General features: G+C 42.5%; 12 protein-coding genes. 3 read left to right on the top strand and 9 right to left on the bottom strand.

The genetic code is table 11. The annotated features are described in order from the left end of the window. Positions 1-120 precede the first annotated feature (120 nt). Together DWZ67_RS17920 and DWZ67_RS17915 are read right to left on the bottom strand one after the other, a co-directional pair. Positions 121-2,283: a glycoside hydrolase family 97 protein gene (locus DWZ67_RS17920; protein ID WP_057088054.1), complete on the bottom strand. Its 2,163-nt coding sequence runs from the start codon at positions 2,281-2,283 to the stop codon at positions 121-123. 218 nt (positions 2,284-2,501) lie between these two features. Continuing rightward, on the bottom strand, positions 2,502-2,987 hold the full coding sequence (locus tag DWZ67_RS17915; protein WP_120139450.1) for a DsbA family protein: 486 nt from the start codon (positions 2,985-2,987) through the stop codon (positions 2,502-2,504). Positions 2,988-3,712: 725 nt separating this feature from the next. Here DWZ67_RS17915 and crcB point away from each other — a divergent pair. The 3 genes from crcB to eno all read left to right on the top strand — a co-directional run bounded on the left by crcB (position 3,713) and on the right by eno (position 6,127). After that, positions 3,713-4,090, top strand: a complete 378-nt coding sequence (gene crcB, locus DWZ67_RS17910) for a fluoride efflux transporter CrcB (protein WP_005826820.1) — start codon at positions 3,713-3,715, stop codon at positions 4,088-4,090. 13 nt (positions 4,091-4,103) lie between these two features. Then, complete coding sequence (locus tag DWZ67_RS17905; RefSeq protein WP_016273353.1) at positions 4,104-4,772, top strand: pentapeptide repeat-containing protein; 669 nt, start codon at positions 4,104-4,106, stop codon at positions 4,770-4,772. Positions 4,773-4,837: 65 nt separating this feature from the next. Beyond that, on the top strand, positions 4,838-6,127 hold the full coding sequence (gene eno, locus DWZ67_RS17900; protein WP_005826824.1) for a phosphopyruvate hydratase: 1,290 nt from the start codon (positions 4,838-4,840) through the stop codon (positions 6,125-6,127). Between the two features lie 96 nt (positions 6,128-6,223). Here eno and DWZ67_RS17895 read toward each other — a convergent pair whose 3' ends face one another. The 7 genes from DWZ67_RS17895 to DWZ67_RS17865 all read right to left on the bottom strand — a co-directional run bounded on the left by DWZ67_RS17895 (position 6,224) and on the right by DWZ67_RS17865 (position 18,886). Then, entirely contained in the window at positions 6,224-8,476 is a 2,253-nt protein-coding gene (locus DWZ67_RS17895; protein WP_035449412.1) for a glycoside hydrolase family 3 N-terminal domain-containing protein, read from the bottom strand. Between the two features lie 2 nt (positions 8,477-8,478). Next, on the bottom strand, positions 8,479-9,771 hold the full coding sequence (locus DWZ67_RS17890) for a glycoside hydrolase family 2 TIM barrel-domain containing protein (RefSeq protein WP_120139449.1): 1,293 nt from the start codon (positions 9,769-9,771) through the stop codon (positions 8,479-8,481). A 26-nt stretch (positions 9,772-9,797) separates the two neighbouring features. Then, positions 9,798-11,141 carry a M57 family metalloprotease gene (locus DWZ67_RS17885; protein ID WP_120139448.1) on the bottom strand — a complete coding sequence of 448 codons (1,344 nt, stop codon included), beginning with the start codon at positions 11,139-11,141 and terminating at the stop codon, positions 9,798-9,800. Positions 11,142-11,169: 28 nt separating this feature from the next. After that, positions 11,170-12,531, bottom strand: coding sequence for a family 16 glycosylhydrolase (locus DWZ67_RS17880; protein ID WP_005826833.1), 1,362 nt, complete (start codon positions 12,529-12,531; stop codon positions 11,170-11,172). Positions 12,532-12,669: 138 nt separating this feature from the next. Beyond that, positions 12,670-14,043, bottom strand: a complete 1,374-nt coding sequence (locus tag DWZ67_RS17875) for a hypothetical protein (protein ID WP_005826835.1) — start codon at positions 14,041-14,043, stop codon at positions 12,670-12,672. 31 nt (positions 14,044-14,074) lie between these two features. Beyond that, positions 14,075-15,664 (bottom strand): RagB/SusD family nutrient uptake outer membrane protein, encoded by a 1,590-nt coding sequence (locus DWZ67_RS17870; RefSeq protein ID WP_005835927.1) that lies wholly within the window; start codon positions 15,662-15,664, stop codon positions 14,075-14,077. A gap of 18 nt (positions 15,665-15,682) precedes the next feature. Further along, positions 15,683-18,886: a SusC/RagA family TonB-linked outer membrane protein gene (locus DWZ67_RS17865; protein ID WP_120139447.1), complete on the bottom strand. Its 3,204-nt coding sequence runs from the start codon at positions 18,884-18,886 to the stop codon at positions 15,683-15,685. Between the last annotated feature and the right edge of the window lie 128 nt (positions 18,887-19,014).

Below are 19,014 nucleotides of genomic sequence, written 5' to 3'. Positions count from 1 at the left end.
GGTCTTGATGCTATTTTTACGGTATAAGAATGAGCTTACCCTAACACAAAAAAAGCCCCGCAAAGATTGGACTTCTGCGGGGCCTCACTAATGCCTAATAAAAACTCTTTCTACCCTAAATTATCTCCACTTCTTCACAGCTTTCTTGTCAGCCGGAGTCGCTTCAATCAAGCTCAATGCAAAACCACCGCTACGCGCTTCCTTCACGGACATTTTGGTCTTGCTGGTTACGATACCCTTCTTTATCTGATAAGAAGTAGGGTTCTCCTTGTAATCAGCATCTTTACCGTCGGCATAGAGAGTGGCTACGTATTGCTTGCCCGGTTCAAGGAAGTCGAGCGTAAAGTTGGCTGTACGTGCATTCTCGTCTGTAATACCTCCTACAAACCAGTTGCCGGTTCCTTTTGCCTTACGGGCCACGGTAATGTAATCACCCGGTTCTGCTTCAATGTACTTGCTGTCGTCCCAGTCTACTGCCACATCCTTGATGAATTGGAAAGCATCCATGTGCTTTTCGTAGTTCTCAACCAAGTCGGCAGCCATCTGCAACGGGCTGTATAAAGTTACATACAGAGCGAGTTGCTTAGCAAGTGTAGTCTGCACTTGTCCGTGGGGCAAATCGCCCATAAAGTCAAGTTTGGTATCGAAGATACCCGGTGTATAATCCATCGGACCGCCAATCAAGCGGTTGAATGGAAGCAATGTGGTATGGAACGGTTTGCTACCGCCGAATGCCTCATATTCAGTTCCTCGTGCAGATTCGTTGCCAATCAAGTTAGGATAAGTACGGCACAAACCGGTAGGGCGTACAGCTTCGTGCGCATTTACACAAATTTTGTAGTCGGCTGCCTTCTTCACGGCATAGAGGTAGTGGTTGTTCAGCCATTGCCCATAATGATGTTCACCACGGGGAATCATATTACCTACATATCCGCTCTTCACGGCATTGTAGCCATTATCCACCATAAACTGATAGGCCTTGTCCATGTGACGTTCGTAGTTGCGCACCGAACCGGATGTCTCATGATGCATCATCAGCTTCACGCCTTTGCTCTTGGCATATTCATTCAGCATCTTCACGTCGAAATCGGGATAAGGGGTCACAAAATCGAATACATAATCCTTGGATTTGCCAAACCAGTCTTCCCAGCCTTCATTCCAGCCTTCTACCAATACTTGGTCCAGACCGTGCTCAGCTGCGAAGTCGATGTACTTTTTTACATTTTCGTTAGTGGCACCGTGACGGCCGTTGGGCTTCATTTTGGAGTAGTCCACTTCACCCAGTTTGATGGAGGGAAGGTCGTCTGTATATGCCCAGGTGCTCTTACCTGCAATCATTTCCCACCATACACCTACGTATTTCACGGGCTTAATCCAGGAAACGTCCTCGTAAGCACAAGGTTCGTTCAAGTTCAGCGTGATTTTAGAGGCAAGGATGTCACGAGCATCGTCGCTTACGATAACCGTACGCCACGGTGACGTGCAGGGAGCTTGCAGATAACCTTTATCGCCTACTGCATCGGGAGTAAGCCAAGATTCAAAAACAAAATTCTTATCATCCAGATTCAAGTGCATGCAAGAGTAATCCACCAAAGCAGCCTCGTGCAAGTTGATGTACAAACCATCAGCAGTCTTCATCTGCAAAGAAGTCTGAACACCGGTGGGCGAAAACGGGGTTTGTGAAGAGTTAGGCGTAATGGCCCCTTTCATCAACCCGCGAATTTCAGAAAGTTTGGATTCTGTGTAATCATATTCCTGCGTATCGTAGTCGCCCGGAATCCAGAAGGCTGTATGGTCGCCAGTCATGGCAAACTGAGTACGCTCCTCCTTAATCACGAAATAGTTCAAGTTCTTCTGCAAAGGGAACTCATAACGGAAGCCCATACCATCGTCGAACAAACGGAAGCGGATAATGATGTTCCTATCCTGCGCCTTTTGGTTGAGCGTCACAGCCAGCTCATTATAGTGGTTACGGATTTGCTTTACTTCACCCCATACCGGTTCCCAAGTCTCGTCGAAAGTGGAAGTCTTTGCATCCTCCATCGTGAAGCCATTCATCAGACCGGGGTCGTTCTTCAGTTCGAGTCCTAATTTGGAAGGGTTAATCACCGGCTTTCCTTTATAAGAAAGTTCGTAAACGGGTTCGCCTTGCGCATTTACCGAAAAATTCAATTGAAGTTGTCCGTTGGGAGAGGTAATACTCTCTGCCATTGCTACACCGCTCACCAACAAAACGAGCAGGAAGCAGGCTAATTTTGTACAGATTGCTTTCATGTTTCTCATGCTATATTTATAAAATTATGTTCCAGATGCAAATATAGGCAGGAAAGAAATACACTCTGACGCAATTAAACTAAAATGATAGATGATTTGTCGGCAAACGTTTGCATGAAAACCAACTTCCCTTGAACAATATCCTGCCTACAAACAAAATAGAAGGAGAAGTATCGCTACGAAAACTTCGCCCTCCATATTTTTACAACTTTAATCGTGCACTGGAATTATCCCAAAGGATTTTCACCTTGGTCCCCGTCATTGCCTCCCGAAGGATTGGAGTTATCCCCTCCACCATTGCTACTTCCATCCGTATAGTCCGTATCGGGAACCACCATCTTGATGACGCTCATATTGCCCAACATTTGACTAAAAGCTTTCCCCGGAAAAAACAGAATACGTTTACGGACAATGTTACTGGCCGAAACGCCAGCCTCCGTATCAGCACTCTTCCCTACAAAAGAAGGGCGGAACAATCCGAAATCACCTAAACGAACAGTCTTTCCATCGTCTATTTCTTCCGACATGATGTCCACCAGTCCTGCAGCCACTAAGTCCACCGTCTTTCTGTGAATACCAAGAATACGGCTCACTTTGGCACACAACTTATCAAAATCCAATTCACCCGCTCCTACGGATTTAGCTACATACTTTACATTTTTGTCCTTGTCAAAACCAAAGATTCTCTTTGCCACTACATACTGAAGTCCCATAATTTTTAATGTTTTAGAAAGTTAATATAATAATGTAATAAATAGGCCGAAGCCTTTTCCTCTCTTTCAAGAAGTGGAGATCCATCGTGAGGCCTCAACGATAAACTTTCATTCTCTTGAATTCGATGTTGCAAAGTTAGGGTGTGAATGACGGGAATACAAGGAAATGACATCTACAACCAATTTCGTTAAAACTCTAAAAAACAACAAATTAAAAACAACCCTTCTCTACAAGTGAAGAAAGAAAGGCAGGAAGAGAATGAGAAGGAATGGATACAATCTCTACAGCCAATGAAAATAAATCGCTGATTATCAAGACAAGGTTCTAGAGAGGTCTCTACAATATGGCATTTGAACGGTTAAGACCTCAATTTCAAGAGTGGCTCAAGTTTCACAAGTTATTACCGTATCCAAAAATACAGACAAACCAGTCATCCTTCCAAAGCCCCTTCTACTCGTTTACTAAAATCTCCCGGACATTTTACTAAATCTCCGGCAACGATTTACTAAATCTTCCTCCAAGATTTAGTAAATCGCTTCTGCCCCATCACGAACTATCCGGAACCAAGATTGGCAATCACTCATATCAAATATCAAAATTATATACATCCCACCAATAACTACTTCCCCCAGTACAGAATCGCTTTATGAAATTTCGGGCTATGATTTACTGAAATTCCTTTGTCTTCACTACCTTTGCAGCCAAAACCAACCCCAGACAACCTATGACTAGATTACTGATAGCTATATTCCTTGGCGGCGGTACCGGCAGCGTACTGCGCTACTGCGTGCAGATGATGCTCCACGAGCGCATAGTCCCCTACTCTTTCCCATGGGCTACATTCACAGTCAATATCCTCGGAAGTTTCCTCATCGGGCTATTCTATACCTTATCCGCCCGTTTCAACCTTTCTACTGAGGTACGGCTGTTGCTGACTACCGGTCTGTGCGGAGGATTCACCACCTTCTCCACTTTCAGCAATGACGGACTGATTCTGATAAAGCAAGAATTCTACGGAATGTTTGCCTTATATACCTTATTAAGTATCACATTAGGAGTCCTGGCAGCCTTCGCCGGCGGCGCCTTCGGACGCTGTATATAACCCAAACACCCCTATGAAACCCAGCAAGCCTTTTGTCATGCCTCCCGTACGCATCATCCCTCCTACCTTAGAGGGACAAAGTGAAAGTTCCAAATCATTGGAAGAATGGCTGAATACGGAAGAAACTGTCAGAGACCTTCACTTCGGTAAACGGACAGAGGAACACATGGAGTATTCCTACAAAAGCATCACCAACTGTACTTTCAGTCATATCCAATTCAGCGCCTGCAAACTGAAATCCTGCCATTTCACTGATGTACGTTTTGAACATTGCGACCTTTCCAACATCTCATTTGCCGAAAGTTCTCTGTTCAGAGTGGAATTCATATCCTGCAAACTGGTGGGAACCAATCTGCCGGAAACAATATTGAACCATCTGACAATGAAGGACTGCAATGCCAGATACCTCAATCTTTCCATGAGTAAAATCAATCAAGCCCGCTTCACCTCTTGTGACTTGCGCAACAGCGACGTCAACGACTGCAAACTTGCCTCCATCGCCTTTGAAAACTGTGAGCTGGTAGAATCCGAGTTTTCGCACACCCCTCTAAGAGGTATCGACTTGAGCGACTCGCACATAGGAGGTATACGCCTCAACCTGCCCGACATACGGGGAGCCATCGTCAATACTTCCCAAGCCATGGAGTTGACTGCTCTTTTAGGCATTACAATAAAGGATTAAAAACGAAAAACAATTCCTTGTTTTCATTTGTTAGTAAGATAGTTTATAATTAAAATTGACTGAATATGAAAATAGAGAAGATTATCGGACGTGAAATCCTCGATTCAAGAGGTAACCCAACTGTAGAAGTAGACGTAACCTTGGAATCCGGCTTCATAGGCCGTGCATCTGTCCCGTCAGGAGCATCCACGGGAGAACACGAAGCATTGGAACTGCGTGACGGTGACAAAAAACGTTACGGAGGCAAAGGTGTCCTGAAAGCCGTGGACAATATCAATAATATCATTGCTCCCAAGCTCATCGGTATGTCCGCCCTCAACCAGATGGGTATCGACCATGCCATGCTTGCACTGGACGGAACCAAAACGAAAGCCAATCTGGGTGCCAATGCCATCCTCGGCGTATCTCTTGCTGTAGCCAAGGCTGCCGCCGCTTACCTTGACATCCCACTCTACCGATATATCGGTGGTACAAATACCTATGTGATGCCTGTACCGATGATGAACATCATCAACGGCGGTTCACATAGTGACGCTCCCATTGCTTTCCAGGAATTCATGATACGCCCCGTAGGTGCCACTTCCTTCCGCGAAGGTCTGCGTATGGGTGCCGAAGTGTTCCACGCACTGAAGAAAGTCCTAAAAGACCGTGGCCTCAGCACAGCAGTAGGCGATGAAGGAGGTTTTGCTCCTAATCTAGAGGGTACAGAAGATGCCTTGAACTCCATCATTGCCGCCATCAAGGCTGCCGGATACGAACCGGGCAAAGACGTAATGATTGCCATGGACTGCGCTTCTTCCGAGTTCTACCATGACGGCATCTACGATTACACCAAATTCGAAGGTGAAAAAGGCAAGAAACGTACTGCCGACGAACAGATTGACTATCTGGAAGAGTTAATCAACAAGTATCCCATCGACTCTATCGAAGACGGCATGAGCGAGAACGACTGGGACGGCTGGAAAAAACTGACCGACCGTATCGGTAACCGTTGCCAGTTGGTAGGAGACGATTTGTTCGTCACCAATGTGGACTTCCTTGCAATGGGCATCGAAAAAGGCTGTGCCAATTCCATATTGATTAAAGTAAACCAGATAGGTTCGCTGACCGAAACACTGAACGCCATCGAAATGGCACACCGCCACGGATATACTACCGTAACTTCCCATCGTTCCGGTGAAACGGAAGATGCGACTATCGCAGACATAGCCGTAGCTACCAACAGTGGACAAATCAAGACCGGTTCGCTGAGCCGCTCAGACCGTATGGCAAAGTACAACCAACTGCTTCGCATCGAAGAAGAACTGGGAAGCAATGCGGTGTATGGATATAAGAAAGTTATAAGTAATAAGTGATGAGTTATTTGCCGGAAGGCGGGGCTTATAAAGAAGAAAGCAGAAGGGGCGAACCGTCACGGTCCGCCCCTTCTCTTTTTAACCTTAAATCAACAATCAATCTACTACCTTAAAGAAAACTTCTTCTCCACTTTGGCTATCCGGTGCCACCCAAAGAGCAAAGTCTCCGGCTTCCACCGTCTTCACCATATCTATATTCCAGAAAGCAAGTTCACTTATCGGAAGTTCAAACGATACATTTTTCTTCTCACCCGGCTTCAATGTGACGCGAGCAAAGCGTTTCAGCTCTTTCACCGGACGGGTCACCGAAGCAAACTTGTCCTGCACGTAAAGCTGGGCTACCTCGGTACCTTCATACTTTCCGGTATTCTCAAGATCGAAAGTCACAGTCAGCACATCTTCCTTCTTCAGATTGGCAGACGAGAGTTTCACATTATCATATTTGAACGTCGTATACGACAGACCGTAGCCAAACGGATACAGCGGATCGAAACCTGCATCCATATAGAAAGAAGTACATCCCAACGAAGTCTGCCCCGCTTCTAACGGAATGTCATTCAGCAAAACCTCATTCCGCGTAGCCGGACGTCCGGAACTGTTATGAGCATAATAAACCGGTATCTGTCCTACCATCTTCGGGAAAGTCACCGGAGTCTTGCCACTTGGCACAGCCTTGCCCCACAACAAGTCGGCCAATGCCGGTCCTCCCATGGTTCCGGGATGGAACGAATAAAGTACAGCTGACGAGAGTTCGACTTCCTTTCCTATGGTCAACGGACGCCCTGCCATTACGACAGTAACCACCGGTTTTCCTGTTTTCGCCAAAGCGGCAATCAGTTCGCTTTGCGCACCTTGCAGGTTCAGGTCGGCCAGGCAATGCGCCTCTCCTGAAAGAATAGCCTCTTCGCCTACAAACGCCAAAATAACATCAGCACGTGCAGCGGCAGCAGCGGCTTTGGCAACACCTGCCATATTCTTGTCACGGCTATAAGTCAGACCCGGCTCGTATATCACCTGCACTTTGTCCCCCACCAGTTCCTTGATAGCCTTCAACGGTGTCACGGTTTTTGTCTTGTCACCATCAAATATCCAGGTACCCAATTGGTCATAAGGTGCATTTGCCATCGGACCTACCACAGCAACCGTCTTTACCGAAGATTGCAAAGGCAATGTCTCCTTTTCGTTCTTCAACAAGATGGCCGATTCCACAGCAGCTTGCTTGGCAGCCTCCAGATGAGAAGGAGCATAAAGTTCCTCTATCCGTTTCTCATCCACATAAGGATTATCAAACAGTCCCAACCGGAATTTGATACGCAGAATATTCCGCACGGCATCGTCTATAGCAGACTTCTTGACCTTACCTTCTTTTATCAATTCCGGCAATTCCTTGACAAACGTATAGCTGACCATCTCCATATCCACACCAGCATTCACCGCCTTCATTGCTGCCTCTTTAGAATCGGCAGCAAAGCCATGTGCCATCATTTCGGCTACCGAAGCCCAGTCTGACACTACTATTCCATCAAATCCCCATTCACCACGAAGCACATCTTTCAAAATAAAAGTGTTTCCGGTAGACGGTGCTCCGTCATTGTCATTGAACGAAGTCATGAAAGTAGCTGCTCCTGCCTTGGCTACAGCTTCAAAAGGAGGAAGGTATACATCCCTCAAACGACGCTCCGGAATGAAAGTGGAATTATAATCACGCCCGCCCTCGGCAGCACCATAACCTACAAAATGTTTAGGACATGCGGCTATGGAAGTCGGACTGTTCAGCGAATCTCCCTGGAAACCTTCGACCATAGCAACACCCATCACCGAAGTCAAATAAGTATCTTCGCCACATCCTTCGGCCATACGCCCCCAACGGGGATCGCGAGCCACATCTATCATCGGTGCAAATGTCCAGCGGATACCCACAGCAGAAGCCTCCACAGCCGCTACCCGTGCACCATCCTTAGCCACCTGCGGGTTGAAAGATGCCGCTTGTCCCAAGGGAATAGGGAATATGGTCTTGAAACCGTGGATCACATCACGCGCCATCAGCAAGGGGATGCCCAAGCGGGACTCCTCCATTGCCACACGCTGCAAGGCATTGACACGCACCGGATCTACTTCATTCAAGATAGACCCGACTTCACCTTTCTTTATCAATCCGCTCATATCCTCTATGTTGCCATAAGAAGAAATCTGGTTCATCTGCCCAATTTTTTCCTCCAATGTCATACTGGACAACAGCGTTTCTATTTTCTGCTCGATGACTGCATCATTTTTTATATCCTGCACTTGAGTACAAGATATAAAAGGAAGCAGCAACAAACAAGCAGAGAGCATTTTCATTGTTTTCATCTTTAATCTATTACTTGAAATGGAATATTTGCTGTGGAGACAAAGCCCGTATTATCAAGTACATATACGTACAAACGATATTCTCCGGGAACTTTAATTGCAGTCTCATACACATTTTTATCTGACATAGCCACCTCACCGACTCTTTCCGGACGCGGTTCATAAGAACCTCCAAAGCCCAGCACTGTAGCTTCTTTAAGCACTTCCCAAACATAAGTCAGAGAATCATTTTCCTTGTCTATGGCCGCAACCTCTGCTTTCAATGAAGCACCTGCCTTGATGCGGACATTATCAATAGCACTCTTCCCATTGCCAGTCATCATACCCAGAATTACCGGAGCCGTTTCATCCAGTTCCTTACCAGTCCACACTCTTTGCATAGCCTCTACCATAGGAGTCTTTTCTCCTTTCAGAGGCAGCATATCCACCGTGTCTTCTACAAACATACTGAACCAGGTAGGCGTACGTTCTTCTTTTTGTCCCCACAAGAATACAAAAGAGCCCAAGCAACGGGGATTGGCAGAAATATATTGCGTATAACGCTCTTCGTATACCTGCCGTTTTTCTTCACTGGTCTGCTCTATGGGTGCCTTCCACTCGGTTGACGCTGTTTCCCACCAACCGGTCGGTCCCCACTCGGTAATCATAAATGCACCCTTGTAGTCCGACCGGTCAACAACAGCCTGCACCTCTCCCATCGGACCATATACATTGATGCCCACATAATCGAGAGACGGAGCATACTTTGCCACAGAGTCCAATGCCGACGGATTGTAGGAAATCACTGTCGAAACCAGATGACGCTTGTCTATCGACTTAATCAGCTGTGCCAGTTCTTCCACAAAATTCCATGCGGCAGCTATATTGGCATTTCCCAACTCAATTTCATTGCCAATACCCCAAGCCAGCAAACTCGTATCATTCTTGAACGTTTCTGCCAACAAGCGGACTTCTTCGCGCATCTTGTTCTTATATTCATCATCGTAATAGCGTATAGAGTCTTTGGTCATGCCTATTCCCTGCATTACGTACATGTTGTGCTCCGAAGCCAATGCCAGGCTCTTCTTTATCTCCTCCACATTACCTCCCCAGGTTCTGAAGGCATTGGCACCACTCTGGGCGGCAATGTCCAACCGATATGTGCCGCCTACGCCTTTAATATAGGTTTCTCTTCCGTCAATGGAAAGTTTATAACCGTCTGCCGCTTTCTCTATCACAATACCGTCTAAAGAAGAAGGAGAACAGGCAGACAACAAAACTAAACAGATAAAAATAAATATTTTTTCTTTTTTCATTATCAATTGTTCTAAAGCATAAAAAGTTAATATTCTATTACCGCCCTTATTACTCCGTGTTTTCCATCTGCTCCATTTTGTAATCCAAGACTCTTTGTAAAGCGTGCCTCCAATACATATTCGCCTGGGTCAAGAACAGTAGCATCTTGCCAATTATAGATTGCATAACTATTTGGATTAGCATTCCAAATATATGGCTCTATAAAAGTACGAATTGAGAATGATGCAGGAATCTTTGTTAAAGTAACTCCAGTTTCTTCCGTAAATCGAGATATTTCCGACCATTCATTAAATCCACGCTCCACCTCAATATCTAAAAAAGTTACAGGAGTAACCTGAGAAAGCGTAAATCTTACGGTACTAGCACTAGTATCAGAAATAGCCATTAATCTTATGACATTAGTCTTATCCCGCCATTTGGGGTATAAAGTAATATCACCTATTATCGTTTCTCCGTAGCTAAATGGAATTGTTAAAGCTGCATTTTTAAACCATCCGGCAAATATGCCCTTAGCAGATGTAGGAATTAAATTTCTACTCAGATAACTACCATAATCTACTTCCATTTGAGGAAGGCTACTTCCATCGGCAAAAGATATTATACATTTTGGCCATAAAGTTTTAAGTGCCACAACATCATAAGTTGAAGCTCCATTCCAAGAATTACCACACGTAGTTGAATTCATAAAAGATTGAGAATCTGATGTAGGAGTTCCAGGAATTTGAACTAATCCAACGCCACCATCTCCCTCTCCAAGCCCATTAGTATGACGTAATCCCAAATTATGCCCAAGCTCATGCACTAATAAAAACTTCTTTTGACTTAAACTCAAAAAGGTATCTATATTTTTATAAAAACTATCATTGATAATTATTTTACTACCAGGTTTGCCTGATAAAGGGAACTCCCCTTGTGCACATGCTATAGCATTATATAAATTGCTCTTAGAAATCTTTATTTGAGGATTATACTCATTATATACAAAACGGAGCCCCGTATATTTATTATATACATCTATAGCCTCTTTAGTAGCTTCTCTCCAATTGGTACTTTGAGCAATAGTATTATCAACTCCAACTGTAATTGTTTGATAATTATCCACATAATAAGTTGCATGATATTGCCTAGTAGAAGTAAGATTAATACTATCTTTGCAAAGCAAAATATCTTCTTCTACAATGTAATAATTATTCCATTCCACCATAAATGTAGTGTCAAGCCCCATAGCATAAATAGCCAATTTAGCTTGTTCTAACTCCAGAGCTGAATCTTTAAAAGGTTCCTCCACTATCACAATTCCATCTTCTTGACTACAAGAAAAGAAGAAAGATAGAACTATTAATATTAAAAAAAGATATTTAGTCTTCATATTCAAATCTCATTTAAATAAAACAGTTCTACTTCTTCTGAAATACACGTACATAATCCACCTTCATCGTTACAGGAAGAGCAGACTCATCCACACCGTTCATTCCACCCCAATCACCGCCCCAAGCCAGATTCAGAATGGGATAGAAAGCATAATGGAAAGGCCATTGATTATGACCAGCTCCCAATTGTTGCTTGGTAACAGCCAACTGTACCTTGCCATCTACGTATGTAGTGATGGCATCTTCTGTCCACTCTAAAGCATAGAGATGAAATTCTCCTTCTGCCTGTTCTATAGTCATGGCATGTGTTTTCTGCGTACCTATAGTATGATTATAATCTTGCGTATGGATAGACGAAGAGACTTCGTTGGGTACGACTCCCACTTCCTCCATAATGTCTATTTCACCACACATGGGCCATGGGTTAGTATTCCAGTCATTACCAACTGGCATCATCCAAAAAGCCGGCCACGTCCCCTTGCCTTCAGGCAACATGATACGTGCTTCAAAATAGCCATATTCCCAACCAGTATTCACTTTAGCATACACACGACCAGAGTAAATTTTACCATCGGAGCCTTTGAAACAATTAATATTCAACTTACCGTCCACAAGTTCTGTCACACGCTTTCCGTCAGCAGAACCATTGACGTAATTTTGAAGTTCATTATTTACCCACCCTGCTCCTTGAACCTCGTGTGTCCAATCATTGCCAAGAGATGTGCCCTCATTAAATTCATCATGCCAAACCAACCGATACCCCTCAGGAGTATTGATATCCAGATCTTCAGCCGATTCTTGAATAACTGTTACCGTTACTTTCTCTGCACCAGCCACAACCTCAACTGTACCCGTACGGGAAATCTTTGCATCATTAGCTAAAGTGGTCACAACAATTTCCCCACTATTTTTTTCTGCGCTAATCCAACTATCATTGGATTTCACATTCCATTCGCCAGAAGCAATAACAGATAAGACAAAAGATTCTCCTATAGAATTAGAATACAACTCAGTCTGTGACACTGATAAAGGAGCCGCTTGCGTAAGAGGAATAGATACACGAGTAGCACCAGATTTAACCACCACCGTACCAGTACGAGAAGTAGTACCCGTATGAGCACTGACTATAACTGTCGCTGTGCCTTGGCTAGAAGAAGAACCCATTACATTTACTTTGACCCATGAACTGCAATCATCAGAGGCAAAAGCTGTCCACTCTTTACCAGAACAAACCACATTCACCACATATTGGCTAGCTTGTGCAACAGCCTCTATCTTTTCAGGAGAACATTTAATGGTAACATCCTCGGATTGCGGTTCCTTGTCATCGCTACTGCCACAAGCAATCAACGAAAACAAAAGAATAGATAATAGACAATAGTATTTCATATATATATATATTTTACAACATAAGTAGAGAAAAAGGGAAAGGATGAAACTCCAGCAATTGCCAAGATAACACACATCCTTCCCCCTTTTTATTATTCACTGCTTTTAGCAGACCAATATTCTATCTAATACTAGCCATCAATCTCTATGAGTCTGGAAAATAATATCTTTAATAGTCACTTTTGTGTCAGCAGGATTTCCACCAAAATCCAAGACTAAAGATATAGCATGCATATCTTTAGGCGCCTTTTTATTTGCAACCCAAAATTTATTATCTTCATTACCCAACAAATCCGTCTGTTCTGCAAAGAAGAAGTTATCATCATGTTTGACATCAGGTTCATCAGTCTGAACCAGTTTTACTGTTACCCCCTTCAAATCAGTACTAGGATTTAGAGTGACACAGAAATCATAGGCAGTTTCTGTATCGGCTGACAAATCTGTAACAAACGAGAACTGGTTCTGCCATTGTGCTTCAGTAGCATCAGGGAAAGTGAGTGTATAAGCATTTCCATCCACCACTAAATCTGGATTAGGTCTAGCACTCCAATCCGGGTTTGCATAGAAGAAAGTATTGGTAAAGGTTGCCCCGTTCCAAAGATTGTCTTCACTATCCACCTTCACCCAAGAAGGTTCAGGCTCTTGTACTTCTGGAATTTCCGTACCGTCATCATTAGCATGGTCTTTCAAGACAAAGCTTTCCAAAGTAATATCCGTATTAGCTTCATTACCACCAAAATCAAGTGCAAACTTCAAGTCGGTAATATTCACACCGGGTACGTTACTGAACCATATACACTTAGGCTCATTAGCATCTAAAGCCACACGCTGCATATTGATAAACGTATTGTCATCACCTTTCTGCTGTACTTTAACCGTCACGCCCGGATGTTTGGTAGTAGAAGTGATTATCACCGAAAAATCATAGGTTTTATCCACTGACAAAGCAATTACCTTATCCAATTCCACATGCATCTGAGCTTGCCACTGATCGGTAGTAGCTTCCGGTAAGGAAACAACAAATGCACCATTCTGATAAGTATATTTTGGATCTGCAATCTGCCCCCATCCTGGAGCATAGTAGAAAGATGCCACATTGAAAGTTACTCCCTTAAACATGTTAAATTCACTATCTTCCACAAAACCACCAAAACCGTTCATAATAGTCTTCTCTATTTCAAAGGTTTTGGTTATCGAACCATCACTAATGCCATTTGCGTTCTTTACTTTACATTCTACTGTATATGAACCTTTTTTACGATAATATTTGGAAAAGCCATATGAGGCTTGATAAGCGCCGTCAATTATCCAAATTGGAGACACTCCAGGAGCAGAAGTAAATTCAAAGTTTGCATAATTGGTTGTCTGATCTACAGTAACTTTAAAGTTATCAGTATAATCCGATGCTTGTGGGATATTGCCATTGGCTCCCGTAAAATCTTCAGGCGAACATGAAGTCATTGCAAAACCAGCAACCAACACGCCTGCCATATATTTAAATATATTTTTCATATCAATTATTTATTAATGGAGTTATGGTAAACTATTTATAAGCATTTTGAACCAAAGCCGGATCGGAATCCAACTCTCCCTGTGCAATAGGAATATATTTCTTCTTTGCAGTCCAAGAATTAGTACGGTAACCATATTGATCGGGGATCAGTGCAGTAGTAGCCTTATTGCTGGCTGATGCTCCACTGATTCCTTCAGCACGTACCAAATCAAAATAACGCTTGCCTTCACCTACAAATTCCAAACGACGTTCTGTAAGTACATCGTCAACCGTAACGTTTGCAAGTCCAGCCAAACCGGCACGGGTGCGAACTTCGTTCAACCATGTCTTAGCCTCACCTGTACCACTTCCACCTGTACGAAGAGAAAGTTCTGCAGCATTTAGTAATGTCTCAGCATAACGATAATAACGATAATTGTTATTATAGTTCAAATTCTGGTCACCGGAAGACTGCTTGAAGTTCTTATCATACGGACGATATTTTTGTAACCAAATATGAGTATCTTGATAACGTTTCGTATATTCTACATCTTCGGCAATCACCCAGCAAGTTGCATCACGACGTTTGTCTTGTTCACTAAACATTTGATAAGTTTCAAGACGCATGGGCATAAATCCCCAGCCATCATTACCCTTTGACCAACCATCATCACCTGGGAAAGAGTTAGGAGAAATCAGAGTAGGAAGCACTGTACCACCAACAGCTAACGGACTTCCCCAGCCACGTTCGTTATTAGTTTGCTCATAATTAATTTCCCAGATAGATTCGTCACACCATTCACCTTCCGTTTCCCAGATGTTGGCAAAACTAGGATTCAATCTAAAGCTAGGACTATCAATAAGCTCCTTCATATAACCTAAAGCTTTTGAGAAACGACTTTCATCATTCTGATACATTACCATTTCAGCATATACCATATAAGCCATAGCTTGAGTGACACGTCCCAACTGACCTTCGTCGTCAACTTCTTTACCTTCTTTGATTGTTTTATAATATTTCAAAGGTAACACCTTAGAGTCAATTACAGCTTCAAGTTCTGCGATCAACTCAGCATAAACCTGATCGGCAGTATATTGCGGAGCCGTATAAGGAGGTTCGGAAAGATTCTCCAAATAGAAAGGTACATTACCAAAATAATGCCACAACATATTATAATAGAAAACACGTAGTAAACGGGCTTGCATCTCATAGAGTTTACGATTGGCCTCAGTAACATCAGTACCCCAATCAAGATATTTCAGTAAGTCATTACAACGTTTGATGCCAGAATAATCCACAGTCCAAAGAGAGCCAAGTGTATTATTTTCATTAGCTTCATAATTAAATAACATATGCCAATTCTGCATATCGGTCTTGGTTGCACCACCTACCCAAAAATTATCGCCCATAATTTCACCGTCAATATTCAAGGCATTGTACTGTCCCAATCCCCAATCTGGCCAATGGAGAGGGTCATAGGCGGCAATCAGAGCTTCCTGAATATGCTCATCCGTAGTATAATAATCTTCCAATGGTTCACCTGTCGGATTTTCCACCTCAAGAAAACTGTCACTGCAACCGGTAGTCAACACTGTAGCGGCAGCAAGTAAGCCTATTGCTAATATTTTATTTGTTTTCATATAGTTCTTATTTTTAGATTAGAAAGAAACATTTACACCTACTGTATATGTGCGAGCCTGCGGATAAATACCACGGTCAACACCAAGAGAAGTTGCACCTGAAGAAATTTCAGGATCAAATCCCCAATATTTGGTCCAAGTCACAAGATTTTCAGCTTGCACATACACACGCAGACGTTCAATAGTAAGTTTGCGAGTAAGAGTCTTAGGCAATGTATATCCCAAAGTAATATTCTTAAGACGAAGATATGAACCATCACAAACATAAAGATCAGATACCATCCAGTTCGTTGCATTACCGACAGCCAGACGAGGATACTTATTAGAAGTACCTTCACCAGTCCAACGTCCCAACATCCAAGAAGGATAGTTACCAGAAGCAACATCTGTACGATAAGTGCCATCAAACACATCAGCACCAGCTACACCTTGGAAGAAAATATTAAAATCAAAGCCTTTCCAATCAGCATTAAGATTCAAACCATAAGTCCAATCCGGAGTACCATTACCAATGTTAGTACGGTCATCTGCCGAGATGCTACCATCACCATTTACATCCACAAAACGTGTATCACCAGGAACCGCATCCGGCATAATCATTTTACCATCTTTATTGACATAAGCACGAACTTCATCCATATTCTGGAAAACACCGTCAGTCTTGTAACCATAGAAATAGGGGAAAGGTTGTCCGTTAGAACCGCGTGTACCACCACCAGAGAATCCTTGAATACCATCTAAATCCATATAGCCAGTATCATTTCCCAAATTCTTCAATTCATTTTTAAGATAAGTAGCATTTCCCTTTACTGCAAATTTAGCATCAGCAATATTCCATTTATAGCCAAGTTCAAACTCAAAACCACTATTTTCCATATCACCTACGTTACCAAGAGGTTTAGTTTCACCTACATAACTCGGGATAGGCATCGTAATAATCATGCCATTGGTTTTCTTTATGTAATAGTCAGCACTGAATGTTAAAGCATTATTAAAGAATCCCAAATCAATACCTAAGTCAGTTTGCTCACTCTCTTCCCATTTCAAATCAGGATTTGCCAAACGTTGTGCTTTAGAACCGTTCCATTTGATGGCATCTTTACCCAAAAGGACATTGTTACCCATGGCCGTCAATGAAGTATAACCAAATTCGGCTATGTTATCATTACCATTCTTACCCCAACTGGCACGAACCTTTAAGTTAGACAACCATTCTCGCGTATCAGCCATAAACTCTTCATTTGTCACATTCCATCCCACAGATACTGAAGGGAACGTACCATATTTATTATTAATACCAAAACGACTTGAACCATCACGACGGATTGTAGCCTGAATCATATAGCGTTCATTATAGTTATAACTCAAACGAGCAAACATAGACGACATTCTATGTTCTGTATAAGGACCTCCATAAACGCCATACTGAACTGTAGCACCAGTAATATTACCATCTGCATCCTTTGTATATTCAACATTCCCTGTAGCATAATCAATAGAAGGTTTATTAGGATTCACCAGATTCCAACGGTTACCACCAAGTTGATCTCCCTTATATTTAAGAGCAGACTGTCCTAATACAACACCAAATGTATGTTTGCCGATAGTTTTGTCATAAGTTAATGTGTTTTCAATCTGCCATGTCACATTCTGTGCCTTGAATGAAGATGCATTAGTATGTGTTGCCTTATTATTAGCTGAGAGATAATACTTGCTCTTAGTAGCCCCTTCATTACCCCAAAATCCCATATCAGCACTATAATTGAAGTGATACTTCAAATTATCCCACAATTGAAGATCAATAGAAAACTTTGGAACAAACTTATGCGACCAATTCTTTGTAGGAGTCAATGTCATCATAGCCAGCGGATTATTCATTTCCTGATAAGCTCCTCCATAGCCAGGTACTGTATAAGGATCACCATTTGCATCACGAGGCAAATCAAAATCTTTATAAGTTTCAATCATCTTTTCAGCTGCATCACCAGTCAATGTAGGGGTCAAAATAGGAGACAGATAAAGAGCCGATCCCAAAATTGAACCGAATTCAGAGTTAGTACCAACACCTGTTGAATGCGTACGCATATAAGCCAAATTTACACCTAAATCCAATTTATTAAGGAAACCGCGTTCTTTAGATGCATCAATTAGATTATATTGAGTATTGGAACGAATAGTCAAACGGTCATAATTAGAATGTCCGTGATTACCACCAACAATACCATCTTGTGAATAATACCCCAAAGACAAATAATAATTTACTTTTTCCGATGCACCACTAACTGTCACATCATGATTCACTACCGGAGCATTGTCATAGAAAACAAGATCTTGCCAATCAGTGCCAAATCCTTTGATAGAATTTCCATTAGCATCAATCAAATTATAAGGATCTGCATAAATTGGAGCCTGACCACCATTCACATTGGCTTCATTCTGAAGGATAGCATAGTCTGTCGCACTAGTCACATCACGTCTCTTCCATGCACTCTGCCAGCCATAAGAAAAATTGTAATTAATTTGTGCCTTACCCATCTTACCTTTTTTGGTAGTTACTAGAATAACGCCATTAGCAGCACGCGCACCATAGATAGCACCAGAAGCAGCATCTTTCAACACTTCGATAGACTCGATATCATTAGGATTTACAAAATCAAGACCACCCCCAATAGGCATACCGTCTACAATGTAGAGCGGATCACTATTGTTGATAGTACCAATACCACGTACACGTACACGAGGAGAATCACCCGGCTGACCAGAAGCTGAAGTTACATCCACACCTGCAGCCAAACCTTTCAATGCATTATCCATACGCACCGGAGATTTGTTTTCCAAATCCTCACTACTAACTTTGGCAATAGATGCTGTTACCACACTTTTTTTCTGAACACCATACCCCACCACTACTACTTCGTCCAGCGTTTCTGAATCTTCTTGAAGAACTATTTTCAAGGAATTTTTTCCATTTACCGCTACTTCTTGTGACTTAAAACCAATATAGGTAATAGAAAGTGTTGCGTCGGCAGGAACCGACAATGTAAAATTACCGTCCAAATCAGTAATTCCACCATTGGTAGTACCTTTAACTACCACATTTACTCCAGGCAACGGTTCATTATCCGAACCGCTTACCACTGTACCTTTTACCTGTATATCTTGGGCATATACAGAAGCCAAGGTAAAGCTTAACAGAAATAAAACTGATAATAACTTTTTCATAAGTTTTACTAAATTAAGATTAACGTTTCTCGGTTTTGTTCTCAATCGAACGATGCAAACATACAGAATAAGGTAATAAAACAAATAAGAAACAATCATTCTTAAATACGTCAAATACAAAACTCAAA

Origin of the sequence: Bacteroides sp. AF34-31BH (assembly GCF_003602795.1) — a bacterium.
Taxonomy (GTDB): Bacteria; Bacteroidota; Bacteroidia; order Bacteroidales; family Bacteroidaceae; genus Bacteroides; species Bacteroides uniformis.
Note: the sequence above shows the minus strand (reverse complement) of the source record. Positions and strands in the feature narration are given on the sequence as shown.

Excerpts from the sequence above, each read along its gene's own strand:
- eno (WP_005826824.1), top strand. The coding sequence starts at position 4,838 with ATGAAAATAGAGAAGATTATCGGACGTGAAATCCTCGATTCAAGAGGT.
- DWZ67_RS17890 (WP_120139449.1), bottom strand. The coding sequence starts at position 9,771 with ATGAAAAAAGAAAAAATATTTATTTTTATCTGTTTAGTTTTGTTGTCT.
- DWZ67_RS17920 (WP_057088054.1), bottom strand. The coding sequence starts at position 2,283 with ATGAGAAACATGAAAGCAATCTGTACAAAATTAGCCTGCTTCCTGCTC.
- DWZ67_RS17895 (WP_035449412.1), bottom strand. The coding sequence starts at position 8,476 with ATGAAAACAATGAAAATGCTCTCTGCTTGTTTGTTGCTGCTTCCTTTT.
- DWZ67_RS17870 (WP_005835927.1), bottom strand. The coding sequence starts at position 15,664 with ATGAAAACAAATAAAATATTAGCAATAGGCTTACTTGCTGCCGCTACA.
- DWZ67_RS17885 (WP_120139448.1), bottom strand. The coding sequence starts at position 11,141 with ATGAAGACTAAATATCTTTTTTTAATATTAATAGTTCTATCTTTCTTC.
- DWZ67_RS17880 (WP_005826833.1), bottom strand. The coding sequence starts at position 12,531 with ATGAAATACTATTGTCTATTATCTATTCTTTTGTTTTCGTTGATTGCT.
- crcB (WP_005826820.1), top strand. The coding sequence starts at position 3,713 with ATGACTAGATTACTGATAGCTATATTCCTTGGCGGCGGTACCGGCAGC.
- DWZ67_RS17875 (WP_005826835.1), bottom strand. The coding sequence starts at position 14,043 with ATGAAAAATATATTTAAATATATGGCAGGCGTGTTGGTTGCTGGTTTT.
- DWZ67_RS17915 (WP_120139450.1), bottom strand. The coding sequence starts at position 2,987 with ATGGGACTTCAGTATGTAGTGGCAAAGAGAATCTTTGGTTTTGACAAG.
- DWZ67_RS17865 (WP_120139447.1), bottom strand. The coding sequence starts at position 18,886 with ATGAAAAAGTTATTATCAGTTTTATTTCTGTTAAGCTTTACCTTGGCT.
- DWZ67_RS17905 (WP_016273353.1), top strand. The coding sequence starts at position 4,104 with ATGAAACCCAGCAAGCCTTTTGTCATGCCTCCCGTACGCATCATCCCT.